The following is a 16990-nucleotide window of genomic DNA, read 5'->3' as shown; positions in this document are numbered from 1 at the left end:
ATGGATATAGCGATTCTTTTCGGACTGCTGTTCGTCCTGCTGGCGCTCTCCGTCCCCATCGGGATATCTCTGGGAATAGCGACCGCCGTGACCATTCTAACCTGCAGCCACCTGCCGCTTGTATTGATCGCGCAGAACGCCTTTACCGGCATGGACTCCTTCCCGATGCTCGCGATACCCTTCTTCATGCTTGCGGGCTCGCTGATGACCTACGGCGGCATCTCGCGCCGCATCGTCGACATGGCGGAGTGCTTCGTCGGCTTCATCACGGGCGGCCTCGCGATGGTCACGATCGTCGCCTGTATGTTCTTCGGCGCGATATCGGGCTCCGCGGCGGCGACCGTCTCGGCCATCGGCTCCTTCATGGTGCCAATGATGGTCGAAAAAAAATACAAGCCTGACTTCGCGGCGGCGGTCATCTCCTCCTCCGGCACGATCGGCTGCATCATCCCGCCGAGCATCCCCTTCGTCGTCTACGGCGTCCTCACCGGCACCTCCGTCAGCGACCTCTTTATCGCCGGCGTCATCCCCGGCGTGACGATCGGGCTCGCGCTGATGGCCGTCGCATATGTCATCAGCAAAAAAGAGGGCTACCCGCGCATGTCCGGCCTGCCGACATTCAAGCATGTCGTAAAAACCTTCGCCGGCTCCATCTGGGCGCTCTTTGTCCCGATAATAATCCTCGGCGGCATCTACGGCGGCATCTTCACACCGACGGAATCGGCCGTCGTCGCGACGGTCTACGCGCTCTTCGTCGGCAAGTTTATCTATAAAGAGCTCAACTACGAGGTGACGATGACCGCCTTTAAAGACGCCGTCCTCGTCATTGGCGCAACGCTCTTCATGGTCGGCCTCGCAACCTCTTTCGCCTCCTATCTGGCGATGGAGAGGATACCGATCAGAATCGGCGGATTCATCTTAGGATACGCGCACAGTAAATTCCTCGTGCTGCTCTTCATGAACATCATCTTCCTCATCATCGGCTGCTTCGTCGACAACATCTCTTCGACGATCATCCTCACGCCGATCTTCCTGCCGATCGTGAAACAGCTTGGCATGGACCCGATCCAGTTCGGCATGATGATCTCCATCGCGCTCGCGATCGGTTTCTCGACGCCGCCATACGGCTGCAACCTCTTCATTTCGGCGACCATATCCAAACAGAGCGTCGGGGCGATCGCCAAGAGACTGGTACCCTTCATCCTCGCGATGATCGTCTGCCTCCAGCTGTTCACCTATATCCCCTGGTTCTCCCTCGCCCTGCTCGGCAGATAGGGAGGGCAGACATATCTGCAGCAGCCGCCCCCTGTAAAAATATTTAACCTCCGCTGAGACAGAGGGAGCGGCGCGCGGCAAAAACTTAAAAAATAACGAAACAAAATCCTTTCGGAGACGGCGCAAAAGTCTCCGTTCTCCGGAAGGATTACTGTTGGCACTTTGCCCGTACACAAAGCAGAAACCACCGGCCCCGAACCGGCTGTAACGGACAGAAAGTCGGGAAAAATCAAATCTTACACATAAGGAGTGTGTCTTGAAATGGAAAAGGTAAGAGGTATCTACACAGCGCTCTGCACCCCCGTCATGGACGGCAAGGTCAATGAGGCGGCGATGGACAAACTTGTAAACTTCGTCATCGAAAACAGGACCGCGGGACTCGTCGCCCTCGGCGGTACCGGCGAATACTGCGCCCTCACCAACGAACAGCGTATCGACGCCGTCAAAATGACGATCGCGGCCAACAAAGGACGTGTACCCGTCGTCGCCGGCATCATCGGCCCCGGCCTTCCCGAAGCGATCGAAATGGGCAACAAATGCAAGGAGCTCGGCGCCGACGCGATCATGGTCGTCACCCCCTACTATGTCGTCGCCAACCAGCAGGGAATCTACGACTACTACCGCCAGGTGATGAAAAACGTCGACCTGCCCCTCGTGCTCTACAACATCCCCTACCGCACGGGCGTGAACATGCTCCCCGAAACGGTGGAGCGTCTGCTTGACAGCGACGAGAGACATCAGATCGTCGCCATGAAAGAATGCTGCCCGAACATGGGACAGGTCCTTGAACTGCTCTCCAAGGTCCGCGAGCGCACCTCCGTCCTCACCGGCGAAGAGTTCCTCTTCTATCAGGAAATATCCTGCGGCGCACAGGGCGGCATCCTCGCCACCTCAAACCTGCTGCCGAAGCTCTGGGCCGACCTCTTCGACCTCATTGAGGCGGGAGAGCTCAAAAAGGCCTCCGAGATCGTCATCAAAGCGACGCCGGTGCTGCGCCTTATCTTCGCCGAGTCGAACCCAGGCCCCCTCAAAGAGGCGATGAAGATGATCGGCATCGACTGCGGAGACCCCCTCCTGCCGCTCGTAAAGCCACAGCCGCAGATCGTCGATTCGCTCAAAGTCGAGCTTAAAAAACTTCTGGACTGGTACAAATAAGGCTTACCGCCTCCTACCCACACAGGAGATAGAGCATCACTAAAATCCGGCGGCCCATCAGTATCACTGCGGCCGCCGGATCTTTATATCTAAAAAAAATTAAGGCGACATGTAAAATTTTTATAATAGCTGTATAATAGCCTCAACACGAATCGTCTGAATGTTTGTAAAATATGGGAGGAAAGAGATCATGTCAGAGAAAAAGATGGTAACGCTGGATGGTAACGAGGGAGCGGCACACTGCGCGCACGCCCTTAACGAAGTAATCTCCATCTATCCAATCACGCCGTCGTCGCCTATGGGCGAATGGTCGGATCAGTGGTCCGCGGAGGAGCGTCCGAACATCTGGGGCACGGTGCCGCTGGTGGAGGAGATGCAGAGCGAGGCGGGAGCCTCGGGAGCCTACCACGGAGCGCTGCAGGCGGGAGCCCTTGGCACCACCTTCACCGCCTCGCAGGGGCTGCTTCTCATGATCCCCAACATGTACAAGATCGCGGGCGAACTGACGAGCACGGTAATGCACGTGACGGCCAGAAGCGTGGCGACCCACGCGCTCTCCATCTTCGGAGACCACTCCGACGTTATGGCGGTGCGCAACACCGGCTGGGCGATGCTCTGCTCGGCGACCGTCCAGGAGTCTATGGACAACGCCCTCATCGCGCAGATGGCGACCCTCGAGGGCAAAGTCCCCGTACTTCACTTCTTCGACGGCTTCCGCACCAGCCATGAGGAGATGAAGATAGAAGAGGTCTCCTACGACACCATGCGCGCCTGCATAGACGACGAGCTTGTGCGCGAGCACAGATACAGCCGCCTCTCGCCCGACGCGCCATTCGTGCGCGGCACGGCGCAGAACCCCGACGTCTTCTTCCAGTCCAGAGAGGGAGCCAACCGCTACTACGCCGACATGCCCGACATCTTCCAGAGCGCGATGGACAAATTCGCCAGAGAGACGGGCCGCCAGTACCACCTCTTCGACTACTACGGAGCCGAAGAGGCCGAGCGCGTCATCGTCATCATGGGCTCCGGCGCCGCCGTGGCGCGTGAGACCGTCGAACACCTCGTCAAACAGGGAGAAAAAGTCGGCCTGCTCATCGTGCGCCTCTTCCGTCCCTTCGACGTCAAACGCTTCCTGGGAGCGCTTCCCGGCACCGTGAAGAGAATAGCCGTCCTTGACCGCTGCAAAGACCCGGCGGCCATCTGCGAGCCGCTCTGCGCCGACGTAAGAGAGGCCCTAAAAGGCAGAGACATCACCGTCGTCGGAGGCCGCTACGGACTCTCCTCCAAAGACTTCACCCCGGCCATGGTCAAAGGAGTCTACGACGAACTCAAAAAACTCGCCCCCAAAGACAGCTTCACCATCGGCATAGAAGACGACGTCACCTTCACCAGCCTCGCCTACGACCCCGCCTTCGACACCGAAAACCCCAAAACAGTCCGCTGCCTCTTCTACGGCCTCGGCTCCGACGGCACCGTGGGCGCCAACAAAAACTCCATCAAAATCATCGGCCAGGAGACCGACCTCTACGCCCAGGGCTACTACAGCTACGACTCCAAAAAATCCGGCGGCATAACCGTAAGCCACCTGCGCTTCGGTCCCGACCCCATATACGCGAGCTACCTCATAAACAAAGCCAACTTCCTCGCCTGCCACGTATACAGCTTCCTCGAAAAACTCGACATCCTCAAAAACGCGGCAGACGGCGGCACCTTCCTCCTCAACAGCCCCTTCGGCCCCGAAGAGATCTGGGACAAGCTGCCCTACACCTACCAGCGTCAGATAATCGACAAAAAACTCAAATTCTACGTCATAGACGCCGTAAAAATAGCGAAACAGACCGGCATGGGCTCGCGCACCAACACCATCATGCAGACCTGCTTCTTCGCCATCAGCGGCATCCTGCCCCAGGACAAAGCGATAGAGGCCATCAAAAACTCCATCGTCAAAAGCTACACCAAAAAAGGACAGGCCATAGTAGACAAAAACATCAAAGCCGTCGACGAGACCCTCGCCAACCTCTACGAAGTCAAAGTGCCCGAAAAAGCCACCGCGGCCTTCGACATCCTGCCGCCCGTCGCCGACGACGCCCCCGAATTCGTCAAACAGGTCCTCGGCCCCATGATGGTCATGGAGGGAGACAGCCTTCCCGTCTCCGCCCTGCCCGAAGACGGCACCTTCCCCAGCGCCACCACACAATACGAAAAAAGAAACATCGCCATAGACATCCCCGTATGGGACCCCTCACTCTGCATCCAGTGCGGCAAATGCGTCCTCGTCTGCCCCCATGCGGCCATACGCTCCAAAGTCTACGACAAAGAATGCCTCAAAGAGGCCCCCGCGGCATTCAAACACGCGGAAGCCAAATTCCCCAACTTCAAAGGCTGTGACTTCACCGTCCAGATAGCCCCCGAAGACTGCACCGGCTGCGGGCTCTGCGCGCACAACTGCCCCATAAACAAAACCAAGCCAGAAGATCCGCACCGTCCGCTCATCATGCAGCCCCAGATGCCCCTGCGCGAACAAGAGCGCAAAAACTGGAACTACTTCCTCGAACTGCCCGAGGCGGACAAAACCAAACTCAACACCGCGACAGTCAAAGACGTCCAGCTCCTGCGTCCGCTCTTTGAATTCTCGGGAGCCTGCGCGGGCTGCGGAGAAACCCCCTACCTCAAACTCCTCTCCCAGCTCTTCGGAGACCGCGCTCTGATAGCCAACGCCACCGGCTGCTCCTCCATCTACGGAGGCAACCTGCCCACCACCCCGTGGTGCGTCAACGACGACGGCAGAGGCCCTGCGTGGAGCAACTCCCTCTTTGAAGACGCGGCAGAATTCGGCCTCGGCTTCCGCCTCACCATAGACAAACACAAACAATACGCCGAAGAACTCCTCCGGAAAATGACCCCCGTCATCGGAGAAGAGACAGTCAAACAAATACTTGAGGCGCCCCAGACCAACGGCACAGAAATCAAAGCCGTCATGGACAAAATAGAGACCCTCAAAGAACAGCTCCACTACATGGGGACCGAAGAGGCAGAAGAACTAGAGTCCGTAATAGACAACCTGGCCAAAAAATCAGTCTGGTGCGTGGGAGGAGACGGCTGGGCCTACGACATCGGCTACGGCGGACTCGACCACGTCATCGCCTCCGGCAAAAACGTCAACATCCTTGTGCTTGACACCGAAGTCTACTCCAACACCGGAGGACAGGCCTCCAAATCCACGCCTCGCGGTGCGGTGGCCAAATTCGCGGCGGCCGGCAAACGCATGGGCAAAAAAGACCTTGCCATGATGGCCATGAGCTACGGCAACGTCTACGTCGGCAAAGTGGCGCTGGGAGCCAACGACGCGCACACCGTCAAAGTATTTGAAGAGGCTGAGGCCTACGAAGGTCCGTCCATAATCATCGCCTACTGCCACTGCATAGCGCACGGCATAGACATGGTCAAGGGACTGGACCAGCAGAAAAAGGCCGTTGAGTCGGGCCACTGGATGCTAATGCGCTACAACCCCGACCTTGCGAAAGAGGGCAAAAACCCGCTCATAATAGACAGCAAAGACCCGACGCTGCCGCTTGAAGACTACATCTACAACGAAGTGAGATACAAGAGCCTCAAAGCAGCCAATCCGGAAGAGGCCGCCATACTCCTCAAAGAAGAGGAAAAGTCCATTAAAGACAGGTGGCGCTTCTACAGGCATATGGCTGATATGAAGATGGAAGGGTAAACAAAAATACGGCGAAAAGGGGGAGGTCAAACAACTTCCCCTTTCGTATCTGCCAAAGTACTTGACAAACACTCTCTTTTCGCATATAGTATGCTTCAGTCAGGATGAACATTTGATTTCACATGTTTTTTGTAAGTCATTTGCCCGCTAAATGAGTTACAAAAAGCATGTGAAATTTTTTTATCCCGAACAATATATTTGATGGAGGTACTGATTATGAATAGCGGTACTGTGAAATGGTTTAACCCGGAAAAAGGCTTTGGATTTATCTCGAACGACAACGGCGGCGAGGACGTTTTTGTGCACTTCTCAGCCATCACGGCTGAGGGCTTCAAGTCCCTTAACGAGGGACAGAAGGTCACCTTCGAGGTGGAGGCCGACCCCAAAAACAGCAAGAGAATGCGCGCCGTCAACGTCTGCGTTGCATAAAGAATAAAAGTTAAAACTTTACGCCCTCCCTGCACAGGGAGGGCGTTTTTTGTTCCGCCGTCTATTGCGGAGCCTCCGGCTCATACCGCCGCCCTGATTGCCGCGGCGTATTTTTTCCAGTAACCGGTCTTGTAATAGATACAGTTCAGCAGGAACATCAGCATCCAGCTTGAGACATAGAGATACCAGATGCCGGAGGGCGTTGGCCAGATATCGAGAAATAGGCCGATCGCCGCTATGCGGTAGGCGAACTGCGTGAAGATTGAGACGACAAGGGGAAAGACCGTATCGCCGACGCCGCGGAAAAAGCTCTGCCAGGCGGTGGCAAGGCTGTAAAAGATAAAGGTCGGGGCGATTATATCCATGCACCGCCGCGCCTCAAAGAGAGCCTCCTCGTTGGAGGAGAAGATGCCCAGAATGGGGCCGGAGAAAAAGAAGAGCACGAACCAGAAGATGAAAGAGACGGCGGCGGCCATCAAGAGGCCGCTTTTAAGTCCCTGCAGCACGCGCTCATCTTTGCGGGCCCCCGTATTCTGCCCGACAAAGGTCGTGACCGCGGTGGCGATGCTGCTCAGCGGGATGAGCATGAAGCTCTCTATCTTAGATTCTATACCGCGCCCGGCCATGACCGCGACGCCGAATTCATTGATCTGCCTCTGCAGCACCATCATCGATATTATCATCAGCGAGTTCTGAAGCCCCGTGGGTACGCCGAGCTTGATTATGAGCATAAACATCTTTCCGCTGAAACGAAGCCCGCGCAGCCGCAGCGATATCAGGCTGCCACAGCGGCTCAGATAGACGACGCAGCCCGCCAGCGAGACGCTCTGGGCGATCACCGTGGCCAGCGCCAGCCCCTCTATGCCCATGCCGAAGAGGGGAACGAAGAGCAGGTCGAGCAAGATGTTGATGAGCGAGGAGACGCCGAGCAGGACGAGCGGCGTCCGCGAGTTGCCGACGGCGTTCAGCAGCGCGGCCAGTATCGTATACCCGAGCGACGGTATGGAGCCCATAAATATTATGCGCAGGTAGGCGGCGGAGTCCGCCATGAGCGCGGGCGGCGTCGACATCAGCCGGAGGATCGGCTCAGAAAAGGCGGCGCCGAGCAGCGTGCATATCAGCCCGCCGCCCGCGAGGAGGACGGTGACCGTATCAACGGCGCTCCTGACCCGCTTCGTCTCCCCGGAGCCATAGAGCTGGGATATGACGATCGAAGCGCCCTGACCGATACCGAGAAACATGATCGTTACAAGAAAAACCACATAAAAACAGTTCGAGACCGAGGCAAGCGCCTCGCTGCCGATAAAACGTCCGGCGATCACCGCGTCGGCCATGTTATACATCTGCTGGAGGATGCCGCCCGCCATTACCGGCGCGCCGAAGACCAGCATCCGGCGAAGGGGATTCCCCTCGGTCATATTTATCTCTTTTTTTGCCATTCTGCGTTACCAGCTCTTCCGCATAACGCCCTGCGGCGGCGGACATTTCCCTCCGCCAAAGGGCTGTTTATATAATATATCCGCACCAAACTATACTAGTTAAGGCTAAATCTTATCTTATCACAGCCGCGTAAGGGACGCCGACCGGATGAAAAAGGCCGGCTCCCTCTCCGGGGACCGGTCCTTGTCCGCTCCGCGGCTCAGCAGATGATTCAAGAGCCGTTCTCAATAATCCGATCACATTACCGGAGGAGTATTGCAGGTCAAAAGACGTGCCTCTTTCGCGCTCATATTCTCCCAGTGGTGGGCGACCGTCCCGTCGTAGTATAAGAAGTCCCCGTCCCTCATGTCGAAGACCTCGTCGTCCCCGTAGAAGAAACGCACGCAGCCCTCAAGGACATAGAAAAACTCATCACCGGGATGGGATTTTGAATTTCCCGTGCTCATGCCCGCCGGCACGGTCAGCACTATCGGCTGCATCTTTGCCAGTCTGTTTAAGGTCAAATAGCGCACGGTGACGTAATCATCCCCTCTTGCGCACCACCTTACGACGAAGCCCTCTCCGTCAAGCACCGGACTTATCGAGGGGATCTCCTCCGTAAGCGTCAGGGTAGAGACTGGTATCTCAAAGGCCCCCGCCAACTTTCTCAGACTGTCGATACTTGGATTTGATTTGCCGTTCTCCAGCTTCGACAGCTGTGCCACAGACAGCTGGCACTGAGCGGAGAGCTCTGTCAAAGTCCAGCCTTTTTTCTTACGATGAAATTTTATCGTATCGCCAAGCCTCATCTGCAATTCCCCCATTTTCCATTTATGAAAATTTTTCATTAAAGGAAAACAAACATAGTCTATCAAAGCCACTTAAAAAGTCAACAGACAGCCGATACTGTTTCCATCATTCACAAACGCTACGATATCAAAAGTCTAGCGGAAAGCCCGCCGGAAGTCCAGCCTCCATCTCTATTCCACACCGCATAAGAAGGGGGCGCTCCCTTGCCGCTGTCAACGATACGCCCCCCGCCGCGGGGGCGGAAAGATGCCGTCAGAAAAATTCCTTTTTATATCTCACAACAAAGTACAGCGCCACCGCGAGCGGGAAGAGCATATACCAGCCGGAGAAGGCAAAGACGGCAAGCGATAGCGTTCCCGAGAGCAGGCCGCAGATACGGCCGCTCCTTACCGGCAATACCTTCGCCGCGGAGAACATCCCAATCGTGTAGACGAGCAGAAAGGTGGCGCTGGGGATGCCTAGCAGCGGCTTGAGGTCCCAGGAGAGCGCCCAGCTCAGGAAGAGCAGCGAGAGGTTGAGGGGAACGAAGAGCTGCAGCGCACGAAAGGGCGTTCCATACAGAGGGTGAAGCTCCCCGAAGCATTTCGGAAAATACCCCTCTCGCGCCTGTGCGTAAAAGAGGCGCGAAAAGCCCGCGATATAGGTATGGACGGGGCAGTAGCAGACGACGAAGCCGAGCAGTCCGACAAGCACCGCGGCGGGCTCTCCCCAGCGCAGTTTTATCAGAGAGACCATCGCGATATTGGGGTTGCCGCTTTTGTAGACGCCGCTGCCGACCACCACGAGCGCGATCGCGAGATAGACGATATTGACGATCACATAGGCCGCTCCCAGACTGAGCGGGATGTCGCGGCGCGGGTCTTTAAATTCCTCCGCAAGGTGGCCGATCATCTCCCAGCCGAGGAAGGCGAAGAAGAGCAGGGACATCGTGTGGCCGACGGCGTCAAGCCCGTGCGGCAAAAAAGGCGTAAAGTTCGCCGGACGGATCTCCGCGAGCGAAGAGAGGACGACAAATATAAGTATCAAGAGTATCGCGCTGACGATGAAGAGCTGGCTCTTGCCTGAGAGCTCTATCCCGCGCAGGTTCAGAGCGACCGCCGTCAGGATCAGCGCGCCGGCCGCGATATGGGCCGCGCCAGTGCCCCAGCCAAAGAGGCTGCAGAGGTAGTTTGCCCCGATGAGCGCCGTCGGCGGCAGCCCTATCGGCATCGCGGAGAAGATGAGAAAGCCCGCCAGCCTTCCCATGCCGGGACCGAAGGCCTGCTGCGCATAGGCGGCGATCCCGCCCGAGTTGGGGTAGCGCGAAGACATCTGAGCGATCGCGGCAAGCATCGGCAGGGAGATGAGCCCCATCAGCAGCCAGCTCGCGAGCGAGGCGGGACCCGCTATATCCGCGGCAATCGCCGGAAGGACGAGTATTCCCGCGCCGATGACGGCGCCGATGGTCATCGCCGTCCCATGAAGCCAGGTTATACTTTTTTTGAGCTCTCCGCTGCTCGCCATTTCTCCCCTCACTCTTTCACCTTTTGTATATGTCTGTACAGCGCCTCATAGAGCTGTCTCGGCTCAAGCGGTTTTGTAAGATGGTCGTCCATCCCCGCGGCCTTGGATTTCTCCACGTCATCGCTGAAGGCGTTGGCCGTTATCGCGATTATCGGCACATTCCGCGCGTCCGCGCGGGTGAGACGCCGTATCTCTTCCGCCGCCGCGAGGCCGTCGAGCACCGGCATCCTCACGTCCATCAGGACGGCGTCGTATCCGCCCTCTTGCGAGGCGGAGAATTTTTCCACTCCCTCTCTGCCGTTCAGGGCGACGTCTACCGCCACCCCCTTTTTTTCAAGGAGGATCTTCGTTATCTGGACGTTGAGCGGATGGTCCTCGCAGAGCAGCACCCTTCTGCCGCTGAGGTCAATATTTGACGGCGCGCAGCCAGAGGCGCCGTCCCCGCCGGCATGCTCAAAGTCTATCTCTATCGTTATCTCCGTACCCTCGCCGCGGCGGCTCTTCACCTCTATGGTAGCTCCCATCAGGTCAAGTATCCGTTTAACGATGGCCATTCCCAGCCCTGTGCCGACGGTCGCGGCGTTAACGTCGTTGTATTCCTGCGCAAATGGTTCAAATATCCTCGCGAGAAACTCCTCGCTCATGCCGATGCCGTTGTCACGGATCGTGATCCGGTCCCGGGAAATCTTATCCGAGGTGAAGAGACGTCTGACGATAAACTCTATCCGCCCGCCGTAGGGCGTGAATTTCGCGGCGTTTGAGAGGAGGTTGACGAGTACCTGCTGCACGCGGACCCGGTCAATCATGATGGCGCCAAATTCAACGCCCTCGAAGTCCGCCGCCAGCGTGATATTTTTTTCGCTCAGCGTAGGCTCCATAAGTTCCACGAGCGAGTCGAAGAGCTCTTTGGAGTTAACTACCTCCGGCTTCAGGGTTATCTTGTCGCTCTCGATCTTGCTCATATCGAGGGTGTCGTTTATAAGGCTCAGCAGATATTTGCAGGAGTCGTCTATCTTATGCAGATACTCCTTTATCTGTCCGATATCATCCGAATCAAGGGAGAGCTTTGTAAAGCCGACAATGCCGTTCATCGGCGTGCGCATGTCGTGGCTCATACGCGCAAGAAAATCGCTCTTTGCCCGCTGAGCGCTCCCCGCCTCGTTCTCAAGCTCGATCTGCGCCGTGATGTCGCGGCCTACTGCGCAGATGCCGATCACCTCTCCGGCGGCGTCCCTGATCGGGTATTTTGAGGTCGAAGAATATCTCTTGCGGCCCCCGCTCCCCGGCAGCGGTTCGATATAGTCGAGAACGGGGACGCCCGAGGCGAGCAGCTTTTTGTCGTCGGCGATGTAATGTTCCGCCAGCTCAGGACCGAAGAGGTCCCGGTCGCTCCTGCCGACCAGCTCCGCGGGGGAGGAGCAGCCGACCAGCTCCGCAAAGGTCTGCGAGGCGCCGGCGTATACGGAGTCTTTATCTTTAACGCAGATAAAGTCCGGGGTATTCCTCAAAAATTCTTTGAGATAGCACGACATTATGTCATTTGCCTTCATTGCCTTATCCGCGCTCCGTCCCGTGAGATGATAAAAACATTCCCGTCTTTGTCCGAATCTGGTCTTCTGGCGACATTATACTGTAATTTCTGCTTTAAGACAGCTGGTGATACAAAAAGGAGAGGCCGAAGCCTCTCCTTGATTATAGCTTCTTTGAGAGAAGTTAAAGCTCTCTCGGCTGCGCGTTGTAGTGCGTGTGGAGAAGGTGGTGCGCCTTCTCTCCGAGCGGTTTGCCGAGCCACTTCTCGTAAAGGGCGGCGATGTCGGGGTTCTTGTGCGACTGGCGCAGCGTTTTGGCTTCGTCGACGCTGTAAAGAGCCGCCGTACGCGCGGCGCGGATCTCCGCGTTGACCGGCTGGGGCTGTCCGCCGCCGCCGATGCAGCCGCCGGGGCAGGCCATGACTTCGATGAAGTGGTAGTCGGCCTTGCCGGCGCGGACCTTGTCCATGAGGATCTTCGCGTTCTTCAGCGTATGGGCGACCGCGAGTTTGACGTTGACCTTTTCACCGTTGACCGGCACTTCGATCGTCGCCTCTTTGATGCCCTCCATGCCGCGCACGGGCTGGAAGATGATCCCGGGGATATCCGCGCCGCTGTTGAGCACCGAATAGACGGTACGCAGAGCCGCCTCCATAACGCCTCCAGTGACGCCGAAGATGGCGGCGGCGCCGGTCGAAGAGCCGAGCGGGCTGTCATATTCCTCTTCGGGGAGGTTCTTGAAGTCGATGCCGGCGTTCTTGATCATACGCGCGAGTTCGCGGGTCGTAAGAACTGTGTCGACATCGGGGATTCCGGGATTACTCTGGAGCTGCGGGCGCACGCACTCGGCCTTCTTCGCGGTGCAGGGCATGATCGAGACGCTGTAGATGTCTTCAACAGCGATACCCTGCGTCTCGGGCCAGTAGGTCTTGGCCAGAGCGCCGAACATTCCCTGCGGCGATTTCGCCGTCGAGAGGTGCGGCAGAAGGTCGGGATATTTGATCTCGATGAAGTTTATCCAGCCGGGCGAGCAGGAGGTGATCATCGGCAGCACGCCGCCGTTGACGACGCGGTCGAGGAACTCGTGTCCCTCTTCCATGATCGTAAGGTCGGCGGAGAAGTCGGTGTCAAATACCTTGTCGAATCCCAGCCTGCGCAGCGCGGCGACCATTTTGCCGGTGACGACTTCGCCGGCCGGCAGCCCCAGCGCTTCGCCGAGGGCGACGCGCGTCGCGGGAGCAGTCTGGACGATCGTATATTTCTTGGGATCGGCGAGGGCGGCGAATACCTTTTCGGTGTCGTCGCGCTCACAGATGGCGGCCGTCGGGCAGACCGCGGCGCACTGTCCGCAGTAGGTACAGGCGACCTGGTCGAGTCCGAGCCCAAAGGCCGGTTCGACGATGGTCTTGAAGCCACGGTTCACGAAGGCGTAGACGTCAAGGCCCTGACGCTCGTGGCAGGCTCTGATGCAGCGGCCGCAGAGGATGCACTTATTGGGGTCGCGCACAAGGCTCGGGTTGCTCTCATCTTTTTCAGCGGAGCGCGTAGCGCCGGTATAGGGCACTTCGCGGATGCCGAGGTCGGCGGCCGTCTGCTGAAGTTCGCAGTCCTGGTTCTTCTGGCAGAAGAGGCAGTCCTGCGGATGGTTCGCAAGAAGGAGCTCGACGACCGCTTTGCGGGTCTCGCGTACCTTCGGAGTGTTCGTATATACTACCATACCGTCCGCTACGGGATAGACACAGGCTGCGCCGAGTCCGCGGCCGCCGACTATCTCAACTACACAGACGCGGCAGGCGCCCTCTTTGGAAAGCTCCGGGTGATAGCAGAGCTGAGGAATGCGGATTCCGGCTTTGGCAGCGGCTTCGATCACTGTAAAATCGGATGGCACCTCTACTGTTATGCCGTCTATAGTAACCTTAACAAGTTCCATATTCTTTTTACTCCCCTTCCATTAGCCGAAATTAGCCGCGCACGATCGCTTTGAACGGGCACTTCGTCAGGCATGCGCCGCACTTGATGCACTTGGCCGCATCGATGACATACTTCTGTTTCGGTTCGCCGCTGATCGCATTGACCGGGCAGTTCTTCGCGCAGAGGCTGCAGCCTTTGCATGCGTCGGTGATCTTGTAGGTCAGCAGATGGTGGCAGGCGCCGGCCGGGCATCTCTTCTCCTTGATGTGCGCCTCATATTCGTCTCTGAAGTAGCGCAGCGTGGAGAGGATGGGGTTCGGGGCCGTCTGGCCGAGGGCGCAGAGCGCACCGGCCTTGATGGAGGAGGCAAGCTTTTCCAGCTTCTCGATATCTCCGTCTTCGCCTTTGCCGTCCGTGATCTTTTCGAGCATTTCAAGCATGCGTTTGGTACCCTCGCGGCAGGGCGTGCACTTACCGCAGGATTCCGACTGTGTGAAGTTGAGGAAGAACTTAGCGACGTCGACCATGCAGGTCTCTTCGTCCATGACGACGAGTCCGCCGGAGCCCATCATCGCGCCCGCGGCGATGAGCGAATCATAGTCGACCGGGGTGTCGAGAAGCTGCTCGGGGATACATCCGCCGGAGGGACCGCCGATCTGGACGGCCTTGAACTTCTTGCCGCCGATGATGCCGCCGCCGATGTCAAAGATGATCTCGCGCATCGTGATACCCATCGGGACCTCCGCGAGTCCGGTGTTGTTGATCTTACCGGTCAGCGCGAATACCTTGGTTCCCTTGGACTTCTCGGTTCCCAGCTTCGCGTATTCCTCCGCTCCGACGCGGAAGATGTAGGGGACGTTGGCAAATGTTTCAACGTTGTTTATGTTCGAAGGCTTTTCCCAGAGCCCCTTCACCGCGGGGAACGGCGGGCGGGGACGCGGCATGCCGCGCTTGCCTTCGATGGAGGCCATCAGGGCCGTCTCTTCGCCGCAGACGAACGCTCCGGCGCCCTCTTTGATATGGATGGTGCAGTTAAAATCCGTACCGAGGATATTCTCGCCGAGCAGTCCCGCCTCTTCGGCCTGGGCGATAGCCTGCTTCAGACGCTTGATCGCGAGCGGATATTCGGCGCGGCAGTAGATATAGCCTTCGTCGGCTCCGATCGCGTAGGCGCCGATGATCATGCCTTCGAGTATCGCGTGCGGGTCGCCCTCAAGCAGCGAGCGGTCCATGAACGCGCCGGGGTCGCCCTCGTCCGCGTTACAGATGATGTACTTCTTGGGTCCGGGCGACTTCTGGCAGAAGCCCCACTTCATGCCGGTGGGGAACCCGCCGCCGCCGCGGCCGCGGAGGCCGGTCTTCTTCATCTCTTCGACGACCTGCTCCGGCGTCATCGTGAGAAGGACCTTCGCCAGTCCTTCGTAACCGTCGGCGCCGATGTATTCCTCGAGCGAATCGGGGTTGATGTGGCCGCAGTTCTTAAGCACGAGACGGTGCTGCTTCTTGTAGAAATCAATGTCGGCATAGTCGGGAACGCTCTGCGCCGTGAGCGGCTCCTTGAAGAGGAGGCGGCCGACGATGCGTCCCTTGATGAGATGCTCCGAGACTATCTCGGGAACGTCAGATTCCTGAACGTGCGTGTAGAAGGTTCCTTCGGGATAGATGATGACGAGGGGACCCTGTTCGCAGAATCCCTGACAGCCGGTTTCGACTATCTTTACCTCTTTATCAAGGCTGTTGGCCTTGAGTTCCTCTTCAAGCTTTGCGATTACCTTTTTTGAACCGGAGGAGACGCAGCCCGTTCCGGTGCAGACCAGTACGTGAGCTCTTACGAGAGCCATTTAAAATTCCTCCCTTCGACCTATGCTTCTTTGTTGGGGATCTTGGCTACCACAAGATCCTCGACGACGACGCCGTTGATGAGATGATCCGCGATGATGCGCGGGACATCCGTCGGGCTGACAGGGCCGTAGGTGACTCTGTCTTCGCCGGGGCGCACTATGTCGAGAAGGGGTTCTTTCTGGCACATACCGATGCATCCGGTCTGGAGAACCGCCACGTCGTGTATGTTGCGCTTGGCAAGCTCCTCGAGGACCGCCGTCATTACCGCGCGCGCGCCGGCGGCGATGCCGCAGGTGCCCATGCCGATGATGATCTGTCTGTCGTTGAGCTTTCTAGTTTCAGTCTGTTTTTTGGATTCAGCCTTTATCTTACGAAGATCTTCAAGACTCTTGATTGCCATTTAAAGTTCCTCCCTTATTCCTAAGCGTACTTGTCCAGTATCGGACCGACCGACTCGGGCGTAAGTCTGCCGTGCGTCTCGTCGTTGACCATGAACACCGGGGCGAGGCCGCATGCGCCGATGCAGGCCACCGTCTCAAGCGTGAACTTGAGGTCGGGGGTTGTGACCTGGCCCTCTTTGAGGCCGAGCTTTTCGCGGATGGCGTTGAGAACGCCCTTCGCTCCGCGAACATGGCAGGCCGTACCCTGACATGATCTGACGATGTTCTTTCCGCGCGGCTCAAGATGGAACTGAGCATAGAATGTCACCACGCCGAATATCTGGCTGACGGGGACATCAAGCTGATTACTGATTTCGATCAGGACCTCTTTCGGCAGATAGCCGAAGATTTCCTGTGCCTGTTGAAGCACGGGAATGACGCTTCCCTTAGTGCCGCGGTATTTGCCGAGGAGCTCAGCAAGCTGCTCCCACTGCTTTTCCGACGCTTTCTCCACCATAAAACGCACCCTCCTTAAGTTGTCTCCTTCTCAGGCCCTCCCGCCTGAAAAGATGAAGATGTAACCCCAATAGAAAAGTTACAGGTAATCCGCACGCCTCAAAAACGCTCGTAATGAGACACTCTATATTGGCAGACGTACTGTGCGAGACAGCACTTGCGAAAAAGTACACAAAGCATGTTTATTATAGCCCCTCTATGAGAATAACTGCAACCGAAAATCTCTTTTTTCAGACAAATAAAATTATATTTATGCTTTTTTGTCCATTTTTGTTCACGATTTATGTCATAAAAACACCTTGTATTTCCGAAAATTCCGTTTTTTCTTACCGTCAAACACAGAATTTTTAGGTTTTTTTCGCTTCGTTTAACAAATCTGCGCCAAATTCAAATATATGATCCATACGGTGAGAGTATTCTTTCTCTTTATTAAAAATCAATAAAAACGTATAATGGCCACCAAATATAAAAAATGACGCCGTAGGAGGAATTTATAA

General features: G+C 56.9%; 12 protein-coding genes. 4 read left to right on the top strand and 8 right to left on the bottom strand.

Annotated features, from left to right (window positions below; genetic code table 11):
* The 4 genes from BED41_RS00360 to BED41_RS00345 all read left to right on the top strand — a co-directional run bounded on the left by BED41_RS00360 (window position 1) and on the right by BED41_RS00345 (window position 6583).
* On the top strand, window positions 1-1275 hold the full coding sequence (locus tag BED41_RS00360; protein WP_066741642.1) for a TRAP transporter large permease: 1275 nt from the start codon (window positions 1-3) through the stop codon (window positions 1273-1275).
* Window positions 1276-1536: 261 nt separating this feature from the next.
* Window positions 1537-2430, top strand: coding sequence for a 4-hydroxy-tetrahydrodipicolinate synthase (gene dapA, locus BED41_RS00355; protein ID WP_066741641.1), 894 nt, complete (start codon window positions 1537-1539; stop codon window positions 2428-2430).
* A gap of 190 nt (window positions 2431-2620) precedes the next feature.
* Window positions 2621-6154: a pyruvate:ferredoxin (flavodoxin) oxidoreductase gene (gene nifJ, locus BED41_RS00350; RefSeq protein WP_066741637.1), complete on the top strand. Its 3534-nt coding sequence runs from the start codon at window positions 2621-2623 to the stop codon at window positions 6152-6154.
* 216 nt (window positions 6155-6370) lie between these two features.
* The gene (locus BED41_RS00345; RefSeq protein WP_066741635.1) at window positions 6371-6583 is read left to right on the top strand and encodes a cold-shock protein; all 213 of its coding nucleotides are present in this window, start codon (window positions 6371-6373) and stop codon (window positions 6581-6583) included.
* Window positions 6584-6663: 80 nt separating this feature from the next.
* On the opposite strand, the gene BED41_RS00340 is transcribed toward BED41_RS00345, so the two are convergent.
* The 8 genes from BED41_RS00340 to nuoE all read right to left on the bottom strand — a co-directional run bounded on the left by BED41_RS00340 (window position 6664) and on the right by nuoE (window position 16494).
* On the bottom strand, window positions 6664-8022 hold the full coding sequence (locus BED41_RS00340; RefSeq protein WP_066741632.1) for an MATE family efflux transporter: 1359 nt from the start codon (window positions 8020-8022) through the stop codon (window positions 6664-6666).
* A gap of 237 nt (window positions 8023-8259) precedes the next feature.
* The gene (locus tag BED41_RS00335; RefSeq protein WP_066741629.1) at window positions 8260-8811 is read right to left on the bottom strand and encodes a helix-turn-helix domain-containing protein; all 552 of its coding nucleotides are present in this window, start codon (window positions 8809-8811) and stop codon (window positions 8260-8262) included.
* Window positions 8812-9064: 253 nt separating this feature from the next.
* Window positions 9065-10315, bottom strand: a complete 1251-nt coding sequence (locus BED41_RS00330; RefSeq protein WP_066741626.1) for an APC family permease — start codon at window positions 10313-10315, stop codon at window positions 9065-9067.
* An 8-nt stretch (window positions 10316-10323) separates the two neighbouring features.
* Window positions 10324-11865: an ATP-binding protein gene (locus BED41_RS00325; RefSeq protein ID WP_084002138.1), complete on the bottom strand. Its 1542-nt coding sequence runs from the start codon at window positions 11863-11865 to the stop codon at window positions 10324-10326.
* Window positions 11866-12028: 163 nt separating this feature from the next.
* Window positions 12029-13774: an NADH-dependent [FeFe] hydrogenase, group A6 gene (locus BED41_RS00320; RefSeq protein ID WP_066741623.1), complete on the bottom strand. Its 1746-nt coding sequence runs from the start codon at window positions 13772-13774 to the stop codon at window positions 12029-12031.
* Between the two features lie 31 nt (window positions 13775-13805).
* Entirely contained in the window at window positions 13806-15596 is a 1791-nt protein-coding gene (gene nuoF / locus BED41_RS00315; RefSeq protein ID WP_066741621.1) for an NADH-quinone oxidoreductase subunit NuoF, read from the bottom strand.
* Between the two features lie 20 nt (window positions 15597-15616).
* Window positions 15617-15997 (bottom strand): (2Fe-2S) ferredoxin domain-containing protein, encoded by a 381-nt coding sequence (locus tag BED41_RS00310; protein WP_066741619.1) that lies wholly within the window; start codon window positions 15995-15997, stop codon window positions 15617-15619.
* 20 nt (window positions 15998-16017) lie between these two features.
* Window positions 16018-16494, bottom strand: coding sequence for an NADH-quinone oxidoreductase subunit NuoE (nuoE, locus tag BED41_RS00305; RefSeq protein ID WP_066741607.1), 477 nt, complete (start codon window positions 16492-16494; stop codon window positions 16018-16020).
* Between the last annotated feature and the right edge of the window lie 496 nt (window positions 16495-16990).

The organism is Cloacibacillus porcorum (assembly GCF_001701045.1).
Lineage (GTDB): Bacteria > Synergistota > Synergistia > Synergistales > Synergistaceae > Cloacibacillus > Cloacibacillus porcorum.
This window is presented reverse-complemented; position numbering and strand designations above follow the sequence as displayed.